18 protein-coding genes, 1 tRNA gene and 2 pseudogenes are annotated in these 20,328 nt (G+C 59.1%); 13 read left to right on the top strand and 8 right to left on the bottom strand.

Annotated features, from left to right (window positions below):
- The first annotated feature begins 58 nt into the window (after nt 1-58).
- From RHM58_RS15360 to RHM58_RS15350, 3 genes are all read left to right on the top strand, one after another.
- Nucleotides 59-135 (top strand) — tRNA-Met (locus tag RHM58_RS15360).
- A 277-nt stretch (nt 136-412) separates the two neighbouring features.
- Entirely contained in the window at nt 413-3,055 is a 2,643-nt protein-coding gene (mprF, locus tag RHM58_RS15355) for a bifunctional lysylphosphatidylglycerol flippase/synthetase MprF (RefSeq protein ID WP_201201206.1), read from the top strand.
- Nucleotides 3,055-4,368 (top strand): virulence factor family protein, encoded by a 1,314-nt coding sequence (locus tag RHM58_RS15350; protein WP_201256027.1) that lies wholly within the window; start codon nt 3,055-3,057, stop codon nt 4,366-4,368. The genes mprF and RHM58_RS15350 overlap by 1 nt, the downstream gene beginning before the upstream one ends.
- A gap of 149 nt (nt 4,369-4,517) precedes the next feature.
- On the opposite strand, the gene RHM58_RS15345 is transcribed toward RHM58_RS15350, so the two are convergent.
- Together RHM58_RS15345 and RHM58_RS15340 are read right to left on the bottom strand one after the other, a co-directional pair.
- Nucleotides 4,518-4,805, bottom strand: a complete 288-nt coding sequence (locus tag RHM58_RS15345) for a type II toxin-antitoxin system RelE family toxin (protein ID WP_201256028.1) — start codon at nt 4,803-4,805, stop codon at nt 4,518-4,520.
- An 11-nt stretch (nt 4,806-4,816) separates the two neighbouring features.
- On the bottom strand, nt 4,817-5,107 hold the full coding sequence (locus RHM58_RS15340) for a type II toxin-antitoxin system Phd/YefM family antitoxin (protein ID WP_201256029.1): 291 nt from the start codon (nt 5,105-5,107) through the stop codon (nt 4,817-4,819).
- 704 nt (nt 5,108-5,811) lie between these two features.
- Between RHM58_RS15340 and RHM58_RS15335 the strand changes: the two genes are divergently transcribed.
- Nucleotides 5,812-6,138: a DUF3077 domain-containing protein gene (locus RHM58_RS15335; RefSeq protein ID WP_322270701.1), complete on the top strand. Its 327-nt coding sequence runs from the start codon at nt 5,812-5,814 to the stop codon at nt 6,136-6,138.
- Nucleotides 6,139-6,343: 205 nt separating this feature from the next.
- Here the strand turns inward: RHM58_RS15335 and RHM58_RS15330 are convergent, their stop codons facing one another.
- Nucleotides 6,344-8,245 (bottom strand): potassium transporter Kup, encoded by a 1,902-nt coding sequence (locus RHM58_RS15330; protein ID WP_201201203.1) that lies wholly within the window; start codon nt 8,243-8,245, stop codon nt 6,344-6,346.
- Between the two features lie 359 nt (nt 8,246-8,604).
- On the opposite strand from RHM58_RS15330, the gene rimO reads away from it, so the two are divergent.
- From rimO to tsaA, 6 genes are all read left to right on the top strand, one after another.
- Nucleotides 8,605-9,942: a 30S ribosomal protein S12 methylthiotransferase RimO gene (gene rimO / locus RHM58_RS15325; protein ID WP_201201202.1), complete on the top strand. Its 1,338-nt coding sequence runs from the start codon at nt 8,605-8,607 to the stop codon at nt 9,940-9,942.
- Between the two features lie 112 nt (nt 9,943-10,054).
- Nucleotides 10,055-10,528, top strand: coding sequence for an acetyltransferase (locus RHM58_RS15320; RefSeq protein WP_201256030.1), 474 nt, complete (start codon nt 10,055-10,057; stop codon nt 10,526-10,528).
- Nucleotides 10,529-10,727: 199 nt separating this feature from the next.
- Nucleotides 10,728-11,438: an RNA-binding protein gene (locus RHM58_RS15315; RefSeq protein ID WP_322270700.1), complete on the top strand. Its 711-nt coding sequence runs from the start codon at nt 10,728-10,730 to the stop codon at nt 11,436-11,438.
- 75 nt (nt 11,439-11,513) lie between these two features.
- Complete coding sequence (locus RHM58_RS15310) at nt 11,514-11,984, top strand: DUF1456 family protein (protein ID WP_201256031.1); 471 nt, start codon at nt 11,514-11,516, stop codon at nt 11,982-11,984.
- Nucleotides 11,985-12,199: 215 nt separating this feature from the next.
- Nucleotides 12,200-12,970: an SDR family oxidoreductase gene (locus RHM58_RS15305; protein WP_201201193.1), complete on the top strand. Its 771-nt coding sequence runs from the start codon at nt 12,200-12,202 to the stop codon at nt 12,968-12,970.
- Between the two features lie 187 nt (nt 12,971-13,157).
- A complete protein-coding gene (gene tsaA, locus RHM58_RS15300; protein WP_201201192.1) occupies nt 13,158-13,859 on the top strand; it encodes a tRNA (N6-threonylcarbamoyladenosine(37)-N6)-methyltransferase TrmO in 702 nt (233 codons plus the stop codon).
- 106 nt (nt 13,860-13,965) lie between these two features.
- On the opposite strand, the gene fpr is transcribed toward tsaA, so the two are convergent.
- A complete protein-coding gene (gene fpr, locus RHM58_RS15295) occupies nt 13,966-14,745 on the bottom strand; it encodes a ferredoxin-NADP reductase (protein WP_003443014.1) in 780 nt (259 codons plus the stop codon).
- Between fpr and RHM58_RS15290 the strand changes: the two are divergent.
- Nucleotides 14,707-15,818: pseudogene (locus RHM58_RS15290) on the top strand (LysR family transcriptional regulator). The gene fpr and the pseudogene RHM58_RS15290 overlap by 39 nt on opposite strands.
- Here the strand turns inward: RHM58_RS15290 and RHM58_RS15285 are convergent.
- From RHM58_RS15285 to RHM58_RS15275, 3 genes are all read right to left on the bottom strand, one after another.
- Nucleotides 15,815-16,177: a diacylglycerol kinase gene (locus RHM58_RS15285; RefSeq protein WP_046029258.1), complete on the bottom strand. Its 363-nt coding sequence runs from the start codon at nt 16,175-16,177 to the stop codon at nt 15,815-15,817. The pseudogene RHM58_RS15290 and the gene RHM58_RS15285 overlap by 4 nt on opposite strands.
- A gap of 76 nt (nt 16,178-16,253) precedes the next feature.
- Nucleotides 16,254-16,904, bottom strand: a complete 651-nt coding sequence (gene erdR, locus RHM58_RS15280; RefSeq protein WP_201201191.1) for a response regulator transcription factor ErdR — start codon at nt 16,902-16,904, stop codon at nt 16,254-16,256.
- A 240-nt stretch (nt 16,905-17,144) separates the two neighbouring features.
- Nucleotides 17,145-17,903: a tRNA-uridine aminocarboxypropyltransferase gene (locus RHM58_RS15275; protein ID WP_322270699.1), complete on the bottom strand. Its 759-nt coding sequence runs from the start codon at nt 17,901-17,903 to the stop codon at nt 17,145-17,147.
- A 191-nt stretch (nt 17,904-18,094) separates the two neighbouring features.
- On the opposite strand from RHM58_RS15275, the gene RHM58_RS15270 reads away from it, so the two are divergent.
- Nucleotides 18,095-18,520: a PA3611 family quorum-sensing-regulated virulence factor gene (locus RHM58_RS15270; RefSeq protein WP_201201189.1), complete on the top strand. Its 426-nt coding sequence runs from the start codon at nt 18,095-18,097 to the stop codon at nt 18,518-18,520.
- On the opposite strand, the gene RHM58_RS15265 is transcribed toward RHM58_RS15270, so the two are convergent.
- Nucleotides 18,521-18,715 carry a hypothetical protein gene (locus RHM58_RS15265; protein ID WP_201201187.1) on the bottom strand — a complete coding sequence of 65 codons (195 nt, stop codon included), beginning with the start codon at nt 18,713-18,715 and terminating at the stop codon, nt 18,521-18,523.
- A gap of 464 nt (nt 18,716-19,179) precedes the next feature.
- Here RHM58_RS15265 and RHM58_RS15260 point away from each other — a divergent pair.
- Nucleotides 19,180-20,297: pseudogene (locus tag RHM58_RS15260) on the top strand (TIGR00730 family Rossman fold protein).
- Nucleotides 20,298-20,328 lie beyond the last annotated feature (31 nt).

Here is a 20,328-nt window from a genome sequence, read left to right as displayed (position 1 = left end):
TGATTCAAGATTAACCGTTGACACCCCGGCGTTCCGCTGTAGAATGCCGCCACACAGACGCGGGATGGAGCAGTCTGGTAGCTCGTCGGGCTCATAACCCGAAGGTCGTCGGTTCAAATCCGGCTCCCGCAACCAAACATCAAAAAAGGCTGCTCGAAAGAGTGGCCTTTTTTGTATCTGTTGAAAAAGTCCTTTCGCAACAATGATCTGTCACTGTGCAGTGAACCGTTTGGGATCACCTACAGTCTGAGTTCAGACTATGCTCTGTGCCAGACAGGCCCTCTACGACCGATGACGTGCCATCACCCTAAACCGGTGAGAGGCGTTAATATTTGTGATTATTTTTTTCTACAGGGATTGGTAACTTGGCTCGATACCTCCATCCTGTCGCGCACAATCCAAGAGGTGATTGATGCGCGCCAACTCGTCTGATCCACAAGACACCGTCACAGCGACACAACCTATCAAGGCCGAGCGTTTGCGCCTGCTTGATCTGGTCAGCAAATACCGTCAGCCCATCGGGCTTGCGGTCACTTTGCTATTGTTCGCTATCGCGCTGATTGCCTGTCGCCATCTATTAAGCGAACTCGATCTGTATGCGCTCCACGACTCTATTCTGGAAGTCCCTAAACCGGCATTGATCGGCGCATTGGGCGCGACCGTCGTCGGCTTCATCATTTTGCTCGGCTACGAATGGTCCGCCAGCCGCTATGCCGGCGTCACATTGGCGCCACGCACGCTGGCCCTGGGCGGCTTCACCGCATTCGCCATTGGCAACGCCATCGGTCTGTCGATGCTGTCGGGCGGCTCGGTTCGCTACCGTTTATATGCACGTCACGGTCTGGGGGCTTCCGATGTCGCCCACATGACGCTGTTCGCCAGCCTCTCCCTCGGTTGCGCCCTGCCCCCGCTGGCGGCATTGGCAACCCTGAGCAACCTGCCCGCCGCGTCTGCCGCCCTTGGCCTCTCAGAGACCTTGCTGGGTGTGATCGCCGCTGGCGTCCTGCTGCTGGCGACCGTGCTGGCGATCGGCATTTATCGCCGGCGCCTGCCGGAGCAACCTTACCCGGACAACCTGCTGGTCAAGGCCGGACGTCGCACGCTGCGCCTGCCAGGTCGTCGCCTGACGTTCCTGCAACTAGTGATCACCGCTCTGGACGTGGCCGCTGCCGCGACCGTGCTCTACCTGTTGCTGCCGGAAGCCCCACCGTTTGGCGCCTTCATGCTGATCTATTTGCTGGCCCTGGCCGCCGGCGTACTCAGTCATGTACCCGGCGGTGTCGGGGTATTCGAAGCGATTCTGCTGGCCGCGTTCGCCGACAAGCTCGGCGCTGCACCCTTGGCCGCTGCCCTGCTGCTGTATCGACTGATTTATGTGGTGCTGCCATTGCTGGTCGCCTGCCTGCTCTTGTTGATCAACGAAGGCCAGCGCCTGTTCCAGTCCCGCCAATCACTTCGGGCGGCCTCGGGTCTGGCGGCGCCGATCCTGGCGTTGCTGGTGTTCATGTCCGGCGTGGTGCTGCTGTTCTCCGGCGCAACCCCGGAAATCGACACTCGCCTGGAACACATCGGCTTTCTGATTCCACATCGACTGGTTGATGCCTCCCACTTCGGCGCCAGTCTGGTCGGCGTGCTGTGCCTGTTGCTGGCCCAGGGCCTGCGTCGTCGATTGTCGGCAGCGTGGATGCTGACCACCATTCTGTTGCTGGTCGGCGCCGTGCTTTCGCTGCTCAAGGGTTTCGATTGGGAAGAAGCCTGCCTCATGACCCTGACCGCGAGCCTGCTCGGGGTGTTCCGGCGCTCGTTCTATCGCGCCAGTCGCCTGACCGAACTGCCGTTCTCGCCGCTGTATCTGGTCTCAAGCCTGTGCGTACTCGGCGCTTCGATGTGGCTGCTGCTGTTTGCTTATCAGGACGTTCCGTACAGCCATCAACTCTGGTGGCAGTTCACCCTCGACGCTGACGCGCCCCGCGGCTTGCGTTCGCTGCTGGGTGCCGCCGTGCTGTTGGTGGTGGTATCGCTGACCTGGTTGCTGCGTACTGCGCGCCCGATCATCCATCTGCCGACACCGGACGAACTGGATCGCGCGGTAAAGATCCTGATGGCCTCGTCGCAACCCGATGGCGGCCTCGCGCTGACCGGTGACAAGGCGTTGCTGTTCCACCCCAACGATGAGGCGTTTCTGATGTACGCCCGCCGTGGCCGCAGCCTGGTGGCGCTGTACGACCCGATCGGCCCGACCCAGCAACGGGCGGAAATGATCTGGCAGTTCCGCGACCTCTGCGACCTCCACCACGCCCGCCCCGTGTTCTATCAAGTGCGCGCCGAGAACCTGCCGTACTATATGGACATCGGCCTGACGGCGATCAAACTCGGTGAAGAAGCCCGGGTGGATCTGCATCGCTTTGATCTCGAAGCCAAAGGCAAAGAGATGAAAGACCTGCGCTACACCTGGAACCGTGGCACCCGCGATGGCCTGTCGCTGGAGATCCATGAGCCGGGGCAGGCACCGATGGACGAGCTGCGGGTGATTTCCGATGCCTGGCTGACCGGCAAGAATGTCCGCGAGAAAGGCTTCTCCCTCGGCCGCTTCAGTGATGATTACATCAAGCATTTCCGCGTCGCGGTGATTCGTTTCGAAGGGCGCCCAGTGGCGTTCGCCAACCTGCTCGAGACCTACAGCCATGATTTGGCCAGCCTCGACCTGATGCGCGCGCACCCTGATGCCCCCAAACTGACCATGGAATACATGATGGTCGGCCTGATTCAACATTATAAAAATCATGGATACGCGCGCTTCAGCCTGGGCATGGTGCCGCTGTCGGGTCTACAACCCCGTCGTGGCGCACCGCTGACCCAGCGTCTGGGCTCGATGGTTTTCCGCCGTGGTGAGCAGCTCTACAACTTCCAAGGCTTACGCCGCTTTAAAGACAAGTTCCAGCCTGACTGGGAACCCCGTTATATGGCCGTGCCCGCCGGACTCGATCCGCTGGTTGCCCTGGCCGATACTGCTGCCCTGATTGCGGGCGGCTTGACTGGATTGGTGAAACGCTGATGATTCAACGCTCCTTGCGGTACGTACTGGCCACACTGGTAGTGCTGGCCCTGATTGTCGGTGGCGGTTACTGGTACATGAAACGCCCGTTACCAGAACCGACCCTCGAACTGCTGACGCCGGCTGACGGCATCACGCTGACCCGAGTGACACCCGGCACCAAGGCAAAGGCCCAGGTGATCGTGGCTGTCGCCGACGAACAAAAGCTCAGTGACCAGCAACTCAAGGCATTGAGCCGCAGTGCTTCGGCACACATCGTCCAGGTGATTCTGCCCAAGGACTGCCTGCTGCAAGACCGCGCCCTGCAAGCGGCCGAGCGCGAGCTCAAAGCTCCGGCGACCCTGGTCAGCGGCATCGGCCCTGGCGCCGTGCTGGCCTGGCGCTGGCTGGCCGAGCAGAAGGACGACAAGGCCCAGGCCATCTCGGTGGACCTGGCGCTGGAAAAGGCCACCTGCACCAATAAGCTGATGCCGAAGAAAGCGGCTCACGGCCACTGGCTGGTAGCCTGGAACGACAACCCGGACGACACCAGCGCCGGTTTCGTGCGCGACCAACCGAATGCCGAAACCAGCATCAGCGACTACGACATCAACCTGCCGCAAGTGCTGAACAACGAACTGCGCAAAATCCTCGTCGGCACCGACAAGGGCAACGGCGGCCTGCAAATTCCAGTGGTTGAAGTCCCGGCCGGTCAGGCCAAGGACACCGTCACCCTGTTCCTGTCCGGTGACGGCGGCTGGCGCGACCTGGACCGCGACGTTGCGGGCGAGATGGCCAAAATCGGCTACCCGGTGGTCGGCATCGACACCCTGCGCTACTACTGGCAGCACAAGAGCCCGGAGCAAAGCGCTCTGGACCTGGCCGAACTGATGCAGCACTACCGCCAGAAGTGGGGCACCAAACGCTTCATCCTGACCGGTTACTCGTTCGGCGCTGACGTACTGCCGGCGATCTACAACCGTCTGGCAGAGTCGGAACAGCAGCGGGTTGATGCGATCATCCTGCTGGCCTTCGCCCGCACCGGCAGCTTCGAAATTGAAGTCGAAGGCTGGCTCGGCAACGCCGGCAAAGAAGCCGCCACCGGCCCGGAAATGGCCAAGCTGCCACCGGAAAAAGTGGTGTGCATCTACGGCGCAGAAGAAGTCGACGAGAGCGGCTGCACCGACAAGACCGCCGTGGGCGAAGCAGTGAAGCTGCCTGGCGGCCACCACTTCGACGAGAACTACCCGGCGCTGGCACAGCGCTTGGTGGACATCATCGTCAAGCGTCAGGCCAAGGACGCGGCGACGCCTGATACCGCCGCTCAAGAGTGATCTGAGCGACGCGTAACAAAAAGCCCCCGCAGCCTTATGGTTGCGGGGGCTTTTTTCATTCCGGCAGAGACACCACCAATCCCCTGTGCATTCCGGTGATGTGACCGAAAAAAAGCCCCCGCCACCATAAGGCAACGAGGGCTCTTTATTTAGAGCCGGCGCTCTGCAGCGTCGTATACCTCTTCGTCACGCCGGGCACCGACTGCGACGATTAACACCTGGATAGCTTTGCCATCGACCCGATAAACGATACGCGTGTCGCCTGTCCGAATCCTTCTACATCCTGCAAGGCTGACTCTTAGCGGCTTACCGCTCTTGTCCGGCTCGCCGTTGATAATCCGCTCTTCGATGACATCAAGAATACGGTTTGCTGCTACAGCCCCCAGTAGGTCCAGATCCTTCTGGACCTCTGGATGATAGATAACGCCCCAAACCATCCACAGCTCCTTTAGTCTTTCTTCGCGTACCGAGCCCGCATATCGTCGTGACTGACTGCCTTCGACTGATTAAAACCGCTCAGTCGCTCTCGGGCAGCAGCTTCAATTCGTAAGTTATCAAGCTCGTCGAGCATTTCCTGGTACGCATCGACGTTGATAATGACCGCTGCCGGTTGATTGTCCTTAAAGATGACCAGCCTCTCGGTAGCGCGGCTAGAGATTTCTTTAAGCCTCGCACTGAATCCCCTGACCATAGCGGTCACCGATATCGCCTGGTCAGCACGCTCTAATAATGCCGTCATACTTACCTCTCTACACGATCATGCAAATTCGAACACACAGTTCTACGCAGAGTATTGCGTCGAATTTGACGTACAGCAAGCTACAAAAACGCGAATCTACTGAACAGCGTACTTATGCGAAAAAATAGCAACACAACCTTACGAGTCAGCCAATTGACACGCGCCATACAAAAAGCTGCAACTGTCCTCAGTCCCAGGACAAAGGACAGTTGCGAACCGAGGCCCAATGAAGAATCAAGCGGTACTTTTGCTGTTCAAACTGATCTGCCTGGAACAGGCAAGCTCAACTGTTTAGGAACTCCGCCAACCTATAAAATCTCTCGCCACTCAGTTTCGTTCGCTAAAAGCTGTCGCAATATCAGATGACGCCAGCCGAGGTTGTAGGCAAACTCCGAGAATTGCGTAGTGGGTGCGTTTGGGCACTTTGCTGCCTTGTTGGCTTTCTCTTCGACGGGATACTCTCCGGACGTCGCTGCAAATGCAGTGATCGGGTGTGGTAACCCGGCGAAACCAGCGCAACAGTGCAGTCATTACGAATACAGGCAGTTTCTTGTGCTTGTCATCGCGATATGGCGGCTGTGCGTGGGACGTCTTCGGACGTGCCGGTTTCCTTGGTTCCCGGTTTACCACCCTGCGTACAGCTGCCACCCTTTCGTGTGGTAACGAAAGCGGCAGCTCCTAGCCTTGAACCCAGGAGTTAAACCATGACCAAAACAAATCCGTCCACGCCTTCGGACCTGAAAACCATTGGCTTCACGCCATTGATCTACTGCCCAGACAAACCTCTGTTCCACGTCAGCGCCGGCGTCCCGATTGGCGACGCATTGGCACAAGCCTCCGACCTGCTGTCCCTCGCCAAATCATTTACCGAAGATGCCGCCTACGCCAAAGACACCGACCGTCACGCCTGGGCTGCGCATTACCTGACGGCCATGAGCAAGGCTGTGATCGATGATGTGGTGAAAGTGCTGACACCGCGACCTGCCCGGACAAAGACCGAATCCGAAGCAGAGCGGCCTGAAAGCAACTAGACGCACCGAGACGAATACACCGCCCTCCTGTGGGAGCGAGCTTGCTCGCGATGAGGGACTAACCTTCACCATTGATGTTGACTGATAGGCCGCCATCTCGAGCAAGCTCGCTCCCACAGGGGATCTTCATTGCCTCCGGGACGAGACGCCAGACACAAAAAAGCCCCCGCTACCTCAACGGCAACGGGGGCTTTTTTGATGGGGCTTACATCTCTACCTGAGTACCCAGCTCAATCACCCGGTTCACCGGCAGCTTGAAGAAGCGCAGGTTGCCGTTGGCGTTCTTCAGCATGAAGGCGAACAGCGCCTCACGCCAGCGCGCCATGCCTTCGAGCTTGGAGGCGATGACCGTCTCGCGGCTGAGGAAGTAGGTGGTGCGCATCGGGCTGAAATCCAGCTCGTCGAGGTGGCACAGTTTCAGGGCTTGCGGCACGTCCGGCTCGTCGGTGAAACCGAAGTGCAGGATCACCCGGAAGAACCCTTCGCCGTAGGAATCGACTTCAAAGCGTCGTTGCGCCGGTACCCGCGGGATGTCTTCGTACACCACGGTCAGCAGCACCACTTGCTCATGCAACACCTGGTTATGCAGCAGGTTGTGCAACAAGGCGTGGGGCACAGCGTCCGGGCGCGCGGTCAGGAACACGGCAGTGCCCTGGACCCGATGCGGCGGCTGCACACGGATACTGCTGATGAAGATCGGCAGCGGCAGGCCGCCCTCGTCCAGTCGATCCACCAGCAGCTCTTTACCGCGCTTCCAGGTGGTCATGAGGATAAACAGCACGATCCCCGCCAGCACCGGAAAGGCACCGCCCTGAATGATTTTCGGCACGTTGGCGGCGAAGTACAGCCCGTCCACCAGCACGAAGCCAATCAGAATCGGCACCGCCAGTATCGGTGGCCATTTCCATAGCAGCAACATCACCGCCGACACCAGAATACTGGTGATCAACATGGTCCCGGTCACTGCTACACCGTAGGCCGAAGCCAGGGCGCTTGAAGATTCAAAGCCAATGACCAGCAGGATCACCCCGACCATCAGCGCCCAGTTCACCGCGCCAATGTAAATCTGCCCCTGCTCGGCACTGGAAGTGTGCTGAATGTGCATGCGCGGGATGTAACCCAACTGGATCGCCTGGCGGGTCAGCGAGAACGCGCCGGAAATCACCGCTTGCGAAGCGATCACCGTGGCCAGCGTCGACAACACCACCAGCGGAATCAACGCCCAGTTCGGCGCCAACAGGTAGAACGGGTTACGCGCCGCTTCCGGATCACCCAGCAGCAAGGCGCCCTGACCGAAGTAGTTCAGCACCAGCGCCGGCAGCACCAAGGCGAACCAGGCACGGGCGATCGGTTTACGACCGAAGTGGCCCATGTCTGCGTACAAGGCCTCGGCACCGGTCAGCGCCAGCACCACGGCGCCGAGAATCGCCAAACCCATGCCTGGATGCACCGTGAAGAACCGCACGCCCCAGACTGGATTCAGTGCATTGAGGACTTCTGGATGCTTCAGGATGCCACTGACACCGAGCCCGCCCAGCACCACAAACCACAACACCATGACCGGGCCGAACAACTTGCCGATGCGATCTGTACCGTGCTTCTGGATCAGGAACAGTGCCACCAGCACCACCAGCGATAACGGCACGACCCAGCGTTCCAGTCCATCGAACGCCAATTCGAGACCTTCCACCGCCGACAACACGGAGATCGCCGGGGTGATCATGCTGTCGCCATAAAACAGCGCTGCGCCGATCAGCCCCAGAATCACCAACACCGCACGCAGTCTCGGATAAGGCGAAGCCGCACGACGAGCCAGAGCGGTCAGCGCCATAATCCCGCCTTCCCCCTGGTTGTCGGCGCGCAGAATAAACAGCACGTACTTGATCGAAACGACCCAGATCAACGACCAGAAGATCAGCGCCAGAATGCCGAAGACCCCGTCATGGTTGACCGGCACACCGTAATGCCCAGAGAAAACCTCTTTAAGGGTGTACAGCGGGCTTGTGCCGATATCGCCGTAAACCACCCCGACCGCCGCAACCAGCATGCCGATCGGTTTTGCTGTCGAATGCTCGCCGCCCGCTGCCTGACTACTTGCCTGCCCCATCCAAAACTCCTACTACTCAGACCCGGACTTCTTATAAGAAGCACTATGCTTTGCCGTGCAGCATGCGCTGTTTTACGTAAGGTTACAGACGATTTGTTGACTGTAAAAATTCGGTAAAGCGTAACGGCGCGAAGCATAGCGCAGCACTCGTCGCATTTCCCTCATAATGCTGGTCAAGTGCGCGTCTCATCGCTAGAATTGCGCACTTTTTGATCAGAGGCGCACAAAACGTCCTGTCTCGCGACTCACTGCTGCTTTTTGACGACGTCAAAAACAGCGTATTCACGAGACAGGACGTAAGCGCCCGTTCGTCGCCTTGCCGATCACGGCTGGAGGCGTCACAAATACCGAGGTTAGACATGTCCACCACTCCTGCGCCGGCCAATCCAAAGGTTGGCTTCGTATCCCTGGGTTGCCCCAAAGCACTGGTCGACTCCGAGCGCATCCTTACCCAGTTGCGCATGGAAGGCTATGACGTTGTGTCCACTTACGAGGACGCCGACGTCGTGGTGGTCAACACCTGCGGCTTCATCGACTCGGCCAAGGCTGAATCCCTGGAAGTGATCGGCGAAGCCATCAAGGAAAACGGCAAGGTCATCGTGACCGGCTGCATGGGCGTCGAAGAAGGCAACATTCGCAAAGTACACCCAAGTGTGCTGGCCGTGACCGGTCCGCAGCAGTACGAGCAAGTGGTCAACGCCGTGCACGACGCCGTGCCGCCGCGCCAGGATCACAACCCGCTGATCGACCTGGTGCCGCCGCAAGGCATCAAGCTGACCCCGCGCCATTACGCGTACCTGAAGATTTCCGAAGGCTGCAACCACAGCTGCAGCTTCTGCATCATCCCGTCGATGCGCGGCAAACTGGTCAGCCGTCCGGTCGGTGATGTGCTCGACGAGGCCCAGCGCCTGGTCAAGGCCGGCGTCAAAGAGCTGTTGGTGATCTCGCAAGACACCAGTGCCTATGGCGTCGACGTGAAGTACCGCACCGGTTTCTGGAACGGCGCGCCGGTCAAAACCCGCATGACCGAACTCTGCGAAGCCCTGAGCAGCCTTGGCGTCTGGGTTCGCTTGCACTACGTTTACCCGTACCCGCACGTTGACGAGCTGATCCCGTTGATGGCCGCCGGCAAGATCCTGCCGTACCTGGACATCCCGTTCCAGCACGCCAGCCCGAAAGTCCTGAAAGCCATGAAACGCCCGGCCTTCGAAGACAAGACCCTGGCACGAATCAAGAACTGGCGCGTGATCTGCCCGGACCTGATCATCCGTTCGACCTTCATCGTCGGCTTCCCCGGCGAGACGGAGGAGGACTTCCAGTACCTGCTGGACTGGCTGACCGAAGCGCAACTCGATCGCGTCGGCTGCTTCCAGTACTCGCCGGTCGAAGGCGCACCGGCCAACCTGCTGGACGCGGCTATCGTGCCGGACGACGTCAAGCAAGACCGTTGGGACCGCTTCATGGCGCACCAACAAGCCATCAGCTCGGCGCGCCTGCAACTGCGTGTCGGCCGTGAAATCGAAGTGCTGGTGGACGAAGTCGACGAGCAAGGCGCAGTCGGCCGCTGCTTCTTCGACGCCCCGGAAATCGACGGCAACGTGTTCATCGACAACGGCAGCAACTTGAAGCCAGGCGACAAAGTCTGGTGCAAAGTGACCGACGCCGACGAATACGACCTGTGGGCTGAACAGATCTAAACGCAAAAAATACGAAAAGCCCCGCTCTCTTGACGAGATGCGGGGCTTTTTTACGTCTATCGTTTTGTGGAGAAAGGACTCGCATCATTCACAAAACGAGGGGCATCGGGCCATGCGCCGACATTCGGTCATCCACACACCGAAACAGAGCGACTACGAAGAACTCACCCGGGTCTGGGAGGCCTCGGTGCGCGCCACCCATGACTTTTTGCCGGACAGCTACATCGAACTGTTGAAGAACATGGTGCTGACACGCTACCTCGACGCGGTGATGCTGGTCTGCACCAAAGATTCGCGCCAGCGCATCACCGGGTTCGCGGGTGTCGCAGCGGGCAAGGTCGAAATGCTCTTCATTGATCCGGCCCATCGCGGCCAAGGGCTAGGCAAGCAACTGCTGCGCTATGCCCTGGAACACCTGAACGCCGATGAACTGGACGTCAACGAACAGAACCCGCAAGCCCTGGGGTTTTACTTCAAGCAGGGTTTCGAGGTGATTGGCCGCTCGGAAGTCGATGGTATGGGCCAGCCTTATCCGCTGTTGCACATGCGTATGCGCCAAAACCAACAACTGGCGCGCAATGGCTGAACACAAAACAGTGTGGGAGCGGGCTTGCTCCGGGCGGCGTTCCGACGAATGCGGTGTGTCATTCAACAGATGTTTTGACTGATCTACCGCTTTCGCGAGCAAGCCCGCTCCCACAAAAAGCCACATGACGCAAATGGAGCCGGGATTAACCGGCGCCCAGCAGGTACAATGCCCACCCCCTTTTTGTTACGGCCCTGTCATGACTGACCCGATTCGTCTCTCCAAACGCCTCATCGAACTCGTCGGCTGTTCCCGTCGGGAGGCTGAGCTGTTCATCGAGGGGGCTGGGTCACCGTGGACGGCGAAGCTCATCGACGAGCCGCAGTTCAAGGTCGAGAACCAGAAAGTCGAGCTCGATCCGCAGGCCCAGGCCACTGCGCCGGAGCCGGTGACGATTCTGCTGAACGTGCCCGTGGGCGTGGATGCGGAAACGGCGATGGCAACCATCAGCGCCGAGACCCTGAGCGAAGAACACCGCTTCAGCAAACGTCCGCTCAAGGGCCACTTCCTGCGCCTGACCGCCAGCACCGACCTGCAAGCCAACGCCAGCGGTCTTCTGGTGTTCACCCAGGACTGGAAGATCCTGCGCAAGCTCACCGCCGATTCCGCGAAAATCGAACAAGAGTATGTGGTCGAAGTTGAAGGCGAGATGGTGGCTCACGGCCTCAATCGCCTGAACCATGGCCTGACTTACAAGGGCAAGGAACTGCCGCCGGTCAAGGCCAGTTGGCAGAACGAAAACCGTCTGCGCTTTGCGATGAAGAACCCACAACCGGGCGTCATTGCCCTGTTCTGCCAGGCCGTTGGTCTGAAGGTCGTCGCCATCCGCCGCATCCGCATCGGCGGCGTGTCCATCGGCAAAGTGCCGCTGGGGCAATGGCGCTACCTGTCCGGCAAAGAGAAGTTCTAAGACTTTTCCCGCCGCCCTACATCTCGGCGCCGCTGTTTATGCGGCGCCCACTGCCGAATATCAGGATTGCACACCATGATTCACAACGACGTACTGCGCAGCGTGCGCTACATGCTCGACATCAGCGACAAGAAAGTCATCGAGATCATCAAGACCGGCGGCATGGACGTGTCCATGGAAGACCTGCTGACCTACCTCGATAAAAAAGAGGAAGACGAGGAAGGCTTCGTACGCTGCCCGGACGACGTCATGGCGCATTTCCTCGATGGTTTGGTGATCTTCAAGCGTGGCAAGGACGAAAGCCGTCCGCCGCAGCCGATCGAAACGCCGGTGACCAACAACATCATCCTGAAGAAACTGCGCGTGGCCTTCGAACTGAAAGAAGACGACATGCACGCGATCCTCAAGGCCTCCGAGTTCCCGGTGTCCAAGCCTGAGCTGAGCGCGCTGTTCCGCAAATTTGGCCACACCAACTACCGCACCTGTGGCGACCAGTTGCTGCGCAACTTCCTCAAGGGCCTGACCCTGCGCGTTCGTCCGCAGTAATCGGCGCGGCCCCTGTAGGAGCTGCCGCAGGCTGCGATCTTTTGATCTGGACCTTAAAAATCAAAGTCAAAAGATCGCAGCCTGCGGCAGCTCCTACACGGATGGTGGCGGTTCAGGGCTTAGCCGTATGGCCCCCCATTCCTCGCAAAAATAGTGGCTCCGCTTTTGGCGGCTGACGGCTAGGGTGTATTGACCCTCCGCACTCAGGATTCGCCATGCACCCCTACTTTTCCCTGCAAGGCCGCACCGCCCTGGTGACCGGCGGCACCCGTGGTATCGGCAAAATGATCGCCAAGGCTTATGTCGAGGCCGGCGCCACGGTGTACGTCTGCGCGCGGGATGCCGAGGCCTGCCTGCAAACGGCCGAGGAGCTGAGCGCGTTTGGTCGCTGCCACGGCTTGGCGGCCAACCTGGCCACCGAAGAAGGCGTGCTGCAACTGGCTACGCGGCTGGGCGAGCAGATCACCCATCTCGACATTCTGGTCAACAACGCCGGCACCACGTGGGGCGCGCCGCTGGAAAGCTACCCGATCAAGGGTTGGGAGAAGGTCATGCAACTGAATGTGACCTCGGTGTTCAACTGCATCCAGCAGTTTCTGCCGCTGCTGCGCAAGGGCGGATCGGCGGCGAATCCGGCGCGGATCATCAACATTGGGTCGGTGGCAGGGATTTCTTCCTTCGGTGAACAGGCTTATGCCTACGGGCCGAGCAAGGCGGCCCTGCATCAACTGTCGAGGATTCTGGCGCGGGAACTGGTCAGCCAGCACATCAACGTCAACGTGATCGCGCCGGGACGTTTCCCGAGCAAGATGACCCAGCACATTGGCAGTGATGAGAAAGCATTGGCGGAGGATACGGCGTTGATTCCGATGAAGCGCTGGGGCCGGGAGGAAGAGATGGCGGCGCTGGCGATCAGTTTGGCGAGTACGGCTGGGGCGTATATGACCGGGAATATTATTCCGCTGGATGGTGGGTTTAGTCTCTAGATCGGCGGCGCGGCCTTCGCGAGCAAGCTCGCTCCCACAATTGATCCGGGGTGGTCACAAATTTTGTGAACCCAGCAGGTCCCCTGTGGGAGCGAGCTTGCTCGCGATGACGGACTGACAGGCGCCACCGAACCTGAGGGCGATCGGGTTATCATGCCCGCCTCCTACCCCGCTTCGACCCCAGACCATGACCTACAGCGTTTCCCCCATCGGCTTCGTGCGCTCCTGCTTCAAGGAGAAATTCGCCATCCCGCGCCAACCGCAACTGGCCCCGGCCGCTCGCGGTGTGTTGGAGCTGGTGGCGCCGTTCGATCAAGGCGATGCGGTGCAAGGGCTGGAGCAGGTCAGCCATGTCTGGCTGCTGTTCCTGTTCCATCAGGCCCTGGAAGAAAAGCCACGACTCAAAGTCCGCCCTCCTCGCCTCGGCGGTAATAAATCCATGGGCGTGTTCGCCACTCGTGCGACGCATCGGCCCAACGGGATCGGCCAGTCAGTGGTCAAACTGGACAAGGTTGAAGCCAATCGGCTGTGGATTTCCGGGATCGACTTGCTCGACGGCACGCCGATTCTCGACATCAAACCCTACGTGCCTTACGCCGACATCATCGACACGGCGTCCAATAGCATCGCCAGCGCCGCGCCGCAGCTGATTCCCGTGCAGTGGACGGATTCGGCGCTGCAACAGGCTCACGCACATGCTCAGCGCCTTGACGAGCCGTTAGTGGCGCTGATTGAGCAATGCCTGGCGCAAGACCCACGTCCGGCGTACCAGATTCCTACGCCGGAAAGGGAATATGGCGCACAGTTCTGGGATCTGGATGTGCGCTGGCATTACCCGGAGGCCGGGGTGATCCGAGTCCTGGAAGTCATCCCGGTTCCCAACACGTAGGAGCAGCCTCGTTTCACTCGTCAGCTCCTACGGAGGATTGTGTCAGGCATAAAAAAGCCCCCATCGCCTGCACAGGCAATGGGGGCTTTTCAGTGATGCGGTGTGCTTACTTCTCGACGAACGCACGCTCGATCAGGTAGTCACCCGGCTCGCGCATCCGCGGCGAAACTTTCAGGCCGAAGCTGTTCAGCACTTCGCTGGTTTCGTCGAGCATGCTCGGGCTGCCGCACAGCATGGCGCGGTCGTCCTGCGGGTTGATCGGTGGCAGACCGATATCGCTGAACAGCTTGCCGCTGCGCATCAGGTCGGTCAGGCGACCTTCGTTCTCAAACGGCTCGCGGGTCACGGTTGGGTAGTAAATCAACTTGTCACGCAGGGCTTCGCCGAAGAATTCGTTCTGCGGCAGGTGCTCGGTGATGAATTCGCGGTAAGCGACTTCGTTGACGTAACGTACGCCGTGGCACAGGATCACTTTTTCGAAACGCTCGTAGGTTTCCGGGTCCTGAATGACGCTCATGAACGGCGCCAGACCAGTACCGGTGCTGAGCAGGTACAAATGTTTGCCAGGCTTCAAGTCATCCAGCACCAGCGTGCCGGTAGGCTTCTTGCTGATGATGATCTCGTCGCCTTCCTTCAGATGCTGCAACTGCGAAGTCAGCGGACCATCAGGCACCTTGATGCTGAAGAACTCGAGATGCTCTTCCCAGTTCGGGCTGGCAATCGAGTAAGCGCGCATAAGCGGGCGGCCGTTGGGCTGTTGCAGGCCGATCATCACGAACTGACCGTTCTCGAAGCGCAGGCCCGGGTCGCGGGTGCACTTGAAGCTGAACAGAGTGTCGTTCCAGTGATGAACACTGAGGACACGCTCGTGGTTCATGTTGCTCATGTACGTCGGACTCCTGGAGATTGGTCTGCGCGTGCTCTGCGCCTGCTCCACAAAAAGAGCGGCCGCGCGCAATTGCATCGCATTCTAATGGCAGCCACAATATCTGTTAACTGGATTATTAAGATAAGGGTTATCGGTTATATCGATATGCGATTTACTCTGCGTCAACTTCAAGTCTTCGTCGCCGTCGCTCAGCAGGAAAGCGTGTCCCGTGCTGCGGGCCTGCTCAACCTCTCGCAGTCGGCGGCAAGCACCTCGATCACCGAGCTAGAGCGCCAGTGCAGCTGTCAGTTGTTCGACCGCGCCGGCAAACGGCTGAGCCTCAACGCCCTCGGCAAACAGCTGCTGCCCCAAGCGGTGGCCCTGCTCGACCAGGCCAAGGAAATCGAAGACCTGCTTAACGGCAAGTCCGGTTTCGGCTCACTGGCAGTCGGTGCGACCCTGACGATCGGCAATTACCTGGCGACGTTGCTGATCGGCAGCTTCATGCAGCGCCATCCGGAAAGCCAAGTGAAGCTGCATGTGCAGAACACTGCCAACATCGTGCAACAAGTCGCCCACTATGAAATTGATCTGGGTCTAATCGAAGGCGACTGCAGCCACCCCGACATCGAAGTGCAAAGCTGGGTCGAAGATGAGTTGGTGGTGTTCTGCGCCCCCAGCATCCGCTGGCCAAACGCGGCACGGCGAGCATGGAAGAGCTGACCCATGAGGCCTGGATCCTGCGCGAACAAGGCTCGGGGACGCGACTGACTTTTGACCAGGCCATGCGTCACCATCGCAGCGCGCTGAACATTCGCCTGGAGCTAGAACACACCGAAGCGATCAAACGCGCGGTGGAGTCAGGCTTGGGGATTGGCTGTATTTCGCGGCTGGCGCTGCGGGATGCCTTTCGACGCGGCAGTTTGGTCGCGGTGGAGACACCGGATCTCGACCTGGCGCGGCAGTTCTATTTCATCTGGCACAAACAGAAATATCAGACATCGGCGATGCGCGAATTCCTCGATCTGTGCCGCGCCTTCACCGCCGGGGTTCAGCGCAGCGACGAGATCGTGCTGCCCACCATCGCTTAAAGCAGAATCACCGCCCACACCAGCGCAATCATGCTCAACGCCACGAATTGCGCGGCGCTGCCCATGTCCTTGGCGTTCTTGGACAGTGGGTGCAATTCAAGGGAAATGCGGTCGATGGCCGCTTCTACCGCCGAATTGAGCAACTCGACGATCAGGGCCAGCAGACAGACGGCGATCAACAACGCCTGTTCGACGCGGCTGACGTTCAGGAAGAACGAAATCGGAATCAGGATGACGTTGAGCAACACCAACTGACGAAAAGCCGCTTCGCCAGTGAAGGCGGCGCGCAGGCCATCCAGCGAGTAACCGGAGGCGTTAAGGATGCGTTTTAGGCCGGTCTGGCCTTTAAAAGGTGACATATCGTGGGCAACTGAACCAAAAAGGAGTGGGAAAGCTAGAGTAACGAAAGTCAAAAAAGCGTGAATAGGCCACGCCTTAATGGCTCGAAATTGACTCAAGTTGTTGCAAGAGTAACGCTGCCTGGGTCCGGGTCCGCACATTCAACTTGCGGAAAATCGCCGTCACGTGAGCCTTGATCGTCGCTTCGGAAACGCTCAGCTCGTAGGCAATCTGTTTGTTCAGCAAGCCTTCACAGACCATGGTCAACACCCGGAACTGTTGGGGCGTCAGGCTCGCAAGCCCTTCGCTGGCAGCCTTTGCCTCCGCCGAGACGATGACGGCTTCGAACGCCTGGGGCGGCCAGAAGACATCGCCATCCAGTACCGCACGCACGGCTTTTTGAATAACGCTCAGGTCGCTCGACTTGGGAATGAAACCGCTGGCGCCAAACTCACGAGACTTGACCATGATCGAGGCTTCTTCCTGGGCCGAGACCATCACCACCGGAATCTGCGGGTACTGACCGCGCAACAGCACCAGCCCGGAAAAACCGTAGGCCCCCGGCATGTTCAGGTCCAGCAGCACCAGGTCCCAGTCGGCCTTTTCGTCCAGGCGGGTTTCCAGCTCGGCAATGCTCGCCACTTCCACCAGACGGACATCCGGGCCCAGGCCCAGGGTCAACGCTTGATGCAGGGCACTACGAAAAAGAGGATGGTCATCGGCAATCAGGATTTCGTATGTGGCCATTTTTCAAATGATCCTGTTTTTTATGGGACGCCTGATGCATTCAGGCCTCACCAAAACAACTCGAGGTACAGCCACGGAGCTGCACCAACAGGGCACGTTCAACGCCAATCACGTGGCTATCACGTAAAGAATACGGCGTATCAAACCTTGGCCGCGCCCTAATCGGCGCCAAGCATGCCCAGCGAAGCCAGGGTGGTCAAGTTGCGTGGCCCGCCCCGCTGTTTGCAGTATGGGCGACTCTCAGCACATCACCGGCGCCGCGCCTTGAACGAAGGGCATCAGTTCCGCGTGGGCCGGGGTTGAAACGTTCATATCCAGCTGACGCTTGGCGTCCAGGTAATGTTGGCTGAACACATCGAAGTAAGCGTCCAGTGCCGATGCCGCGTCGTTATCCCCCGCCAGATCCAGGCACAGCGCCGCCACTTCGGCGGTGCACAGATGCTCGCTGCGGGTCGAGCGACGCAAGCGGTAGCGGGAGAGTTTTTCGGGCAGCAGGCTGAGGATCGGCAACCGGTCAAAGTAAGGGCTCTTGCGGAAGATCTTCCGCGCTTCAGTCCACGTCGCGTCCAGCAGAATAAACAGCGGCCGCTTGGCGCTATCGGTGTCGACCGTATTCGTTACCCGCTCAGGCTCGACATATTCGCCCGGAAACACCAGGTAAGGCTGCCATTGCGGGTCGGCGAGCAGATCCAACAGTTGCTGATCGACTTCGGTACGCGACCAGATGAACGCATGGTTGTCGCGCACCACATCAGCGATCAGCCAGCCGGTGTTGCTCGGTTTGAACACTTCCTTGTTGGTCATGATCAGGCACACGCCGGAGCGGGTTTCAACCTGCGGACGCCAGGCGCACAGGCAATGGCTCTCGATCACCCGGCAGGCACGGCAACGGGTGGCGCGCCAGCCACGGGCCTGAATCGGCTTGATGCCGGCCTCTTCACGCTCATCGCGCAAACGGGCGACGGCGTTTACCGCAAACTCAGCAGGGACGGAATTCATCGCAGGCAACGCCGACAGGTAAGGAAAATCGACACAAAAAGCACTCGGCAAGGCAGAAAAGTGCAGGCAGTTTACCAGAGCGGCCGGTGCAAGCCTGTACCGTCCGGGCCTGCTCCCCTATAATTCGCCGCCACTGAACGCACAGTCATGTGGCTGGTCGAAACCACCAGTCACTGAACCAGGAGAGTTTCATGCTGCGCCTTATCGTTCCCACCGCTGCCATTTTGCTGGCGTCGTCCTTCAGCGCTCAGGCTGCTTCCTTAAGTGAGCAGAATCTCAACAGAGAGCTGCGAAACGTCGCCGCACAAAGCAGCGCCGGCACGCCACGGGCGATCAACGAAGACATTCTTGATCAGGGCTACACCGTCGAAGGCAATGTACTGATCAACCACTTGAGCGTGCAAAGCAGCCATGCCGACCAGATGCGTGCCGATCCAAAAGCTGTGTATTTCCAGCTGGGTGCCTCTGTCTGCAATAACCCATCGTTCCGCAAACTGATGGCCAAGGGCGCGGTCATGCGTTACGACTTCACTGAGGTGAAGACCAACCGCTCGGTCGGCTCCGCCAGCTATCAGGAATCTGATTGCCCGAAAGCCACACCTGCGAAGAAGAAGTAACTATCGAGCATTAGCGCGCCGCTGTTCATCTTCGGCGCGCAGTTCTGCCAGCAAGGCCTGCAAATACCGCGAACGGCGCTCGCCGCCGCCCAGACGCCGGCAGCACTCCTCCTCAAGACTCAAATGATTGGCCTCGGCTGACGATTTCAACAATCGATACAGTTGCGCATCGATCTCCAGAGTCACTCTGGCCATGATTTCCCGCCTCCCTGCACACTCAAATCCCTGAACTGCGCGAACCTTGCGTACTGCCATTGACGCAAAGTTGTCGTGTCACGCCTGTAACTTAGTAAATCAGAGCCGCAGCTACCGGGCTTGCCTTCAGACGAGCGGTGAAACTACGTTGCGAATCGTCAATAAGCGGTTGCCAGGAAAGACTTTGCGGCGCAATGATCAAGTCAGCGCAAATCACCGCGAAGGTCTAGATTCAGATAGTCATGTTCACTTTTCAGGGCCGCAAAGGGGCCGCCCATTACGCGTCTTGTTGTGCGAATGTTTCTTTCATCCAAGGGAAAAACAGAGCCTGTATGGATGACTCGATTGCAACTCGGGTCAGGTGGAACGCCCAGGCAAGGGCTTGGGCAGACAGCGACACACGGAGTGTCGCGGCGACGACTGTTTTGTCGGAGCCAAGGGTTCTGTGCATAAGGAGAAGTTGAATGCCTTACCAACCGAATGACCTCCTCAGCCGTCATTTCGAAGAAAGCGGCCACGACCTCACCAGCAAGGTCGAAGAGCAACTCAACCTGGTTTCACCCAACAGCCCCAACATCCCGATTTACCGCGACATGATCCTGACCGTGCTGCGCATGGCCCAGGAAGATCACAACCGCTGGAACGCCAAGATCACCCTGCAAGCCCTGCGCGAACTGGAGCATGCTTTCCGTGTGCTGGAACAGTTCAAAGGGCGGCGCAAAGTCACTGTGTTCGGCTCTGCCCGCACACCGATCGAACACCCGTTGTATGGCATGGCCCGAGAGCTCGGCGCCGCGTTGGCGCGCTCGGACCTGATGGTCATTACCGGTGCCGGCGGCGGCATCATGGCGGCAGCCCATGAAGGCGCCGGCCTGGAACACAGCCTGGGGTTCAACATCACGCTGCCCTTCGAGCAGCATGCCAACCCTACTGTCCAGGGCACCACCAACCTGCTGTCCTTCCACTTCTTTTTACCCGCAAGCTGTTCTTCGTCAAGGAAGCCGACGCGCTGGTCCTGTGCCCGGGCGGTTTCGGTACGCTGGACGAAGCACTGGAAGTGCTGACCCTGATCCAGACCGGCAAAAGCCCACTAGTACCAGTGGTGTTGCTGGATACGCCGGGTGGCAAGTTCTGGCAAGGCGCACTGGACTTCATCCACCATCAACTGGAGGAGAATCGCTACATCCTGCCCACCGACATGAAGCTGGTGAGCCTGGTCTACAGCGCCGAAGAGGCGGTGGAGCAGATCAACCAGTTCTACAGCAACTTCCACTCCAGCCGCTGGCTCAAGCATCAATTTGTGATTCGCATGAATCACAAGCTCAGCGACGGAGCGCTCAAACACATGCAGACGGCATTCGCCGACCTGTGCCTGAGCGACCACTTCCATCAGCATACCTACGCCGGTGAGGAGCACGATGAGCCGCAGTTCAGCCATCTGGTGCGACTGGCCTTCACCTTCAACGCCCGTGATCATGGGCGCTTGCGGGAGTTGGTGGACTTTATCAACCTGCCGGAAAACTGGGCGCAGCCCAAACCCCAGGCGCAGCAGCGCACTCGGGAACCGTCCAAAGTGACCTAAATAAAAGGCAAAAAAACGGCCCGCTATCGAA

It is taken from the genome of Pseudomonas sp. 10S4 (assembly GCF_034344865.1).
Taxonomy (GTDB): domain Bacteria; phylum Pseudomonadota; class Gammaproteobacteria; order Pseudomonadales; family Pseudomonadaceae; genus Aquipseudomonas.
Note: the sequence above shows the minus strand (reverse complement) of the source record. Positions and strands in the feature narration are given on the sequence as shown.

Excerpts from the sequence above, each read along its gene's own strand:
- mprF (WP_201201206.1), top strand. The coding sequence starts at position 413 with ATGCGCGCCAACTCGTCTGATCCACAAGACACCGTCACAGCGACACAA.
- RHM58_RS15350 (WP_201256027.1), top strand. The coding sequence starts at position 3,055 with ATGATTCAACGCTCCTTGCGGTACGTACTGGCCACACTGGTAGTGCTG.
- RHM58_RS15345 (WP_201256028.1), bottom strand. The coding sequence starts at position 4,805 with ATGGTTTGGGGCGTTATCTATCATCCAGAGGTCCAGAAGGATCTGGAC.
- RHM58_RS15340 (WP_201256029.1), bottom strand. The coding sequence starts at position 5,107 with ATGACGGCATTATTAGAGCGTGCTGACCAGGCGATATCGGTGACCGCT.
- RHM58_RS15335 (WP_322270701.1), top strand. The coding sequence starts at position 5,812 with ATGACCAAAACAAATCCGTCCACGCCTTCGGACCTGAAAACCATTGGC.
- RHM58_RS15330 (WP_201201203.1), bottom strand. The coding sequence starts at position 8,245 with ATGGGGCAGGCAAGTAGTCAGGCAGCGGGCGGCGAGCATTCGACAGCA.
- rimO (WP_201201202.1), top strand. The coding sequence starts at position 8,605 with ATGTCCACCACTCCTGCGCCGGCCAATCCAAAGGTTGGCTTCGTATCC.
- RHM58_RS15320 (WP_201256030.1), top strand. The coding sequence starts at position 10,055 with ATGCGCCGACATTCGGTCATCCACACACCGAAACAGAGCGACTACGAA.
- RHM58_RS15315 (WP_322270700.1), top strand. The coding sequence starts at position 10,728 with ATGACTGACCCGATTCGTCTCTCCAAACGCCTCATCGAACTCGTCGGC.
- RHM58_RS15310 (WP_201256031.1), top strand. The coding sequence starts at position 11,514 with ATGATTCACAACGACGTACTGCGCAGCGTGCGCTACATGCTCGACATC.
- RHM58_RS15305 (WP_201201193.1), top strand. The coding sequence starts at position 12,200 with ATGCACCCCTACTTTTCCCTGCAAGGCCGCACCGCCCTGGTGACCGGC.
- tsaA (WP_201201192.1), top strand. The coding sequence starts at position 13,158 with ATGACCTACAGCGTTTCCCCCATCGGCTTCGTGCGCTCCTGCTTCAAG.
- fpr (WP_003443014.1), bottom strand. The coding sequence starts at position 14,745 with ATGAGCAACATGAACCACGAGCGTGTCCTCAGTGTTCATCACTGGAAC.
- RHM58_RS15285 (WP_046029258.1), bottom strand. The coding sequence starts at position 16,177 with ATGTCACCTTTTAAAGGCCAGACCGGCCTAAAACGCATCCTTAACGCC.
- erdR (WP_201201191.1), bottom strand. The coding sequence starts at position 16,904 with ATGGCCACATACGAAATCCTGATTGCCGATGACCATCCTCTTTTTCGT.
- RHM58_RS15275 (WP_322270699.1), bottom strand. The coding sequence starts at position 17,903 with ATGAATTCCGTCCCTGCTGAGTTTGCGGTAAACGCCGTCGCCCGTTTG.
- RHM58_RS15270 (WP_201201189.1), top strand. The coding sequence starts at position 18,095 with ATGCTGCGCCTTATCGTTCCCACCGCTGCCATTTTGCTGGCGTCGTCC.
- RHM58_RS15265 (WP_201201187.1), bottom strand. The coding sequence starts at position 18,715 with ATGGCCAGAGTGACTCTGGAGATCGATGCGCAACTGTATCGATTGTTG.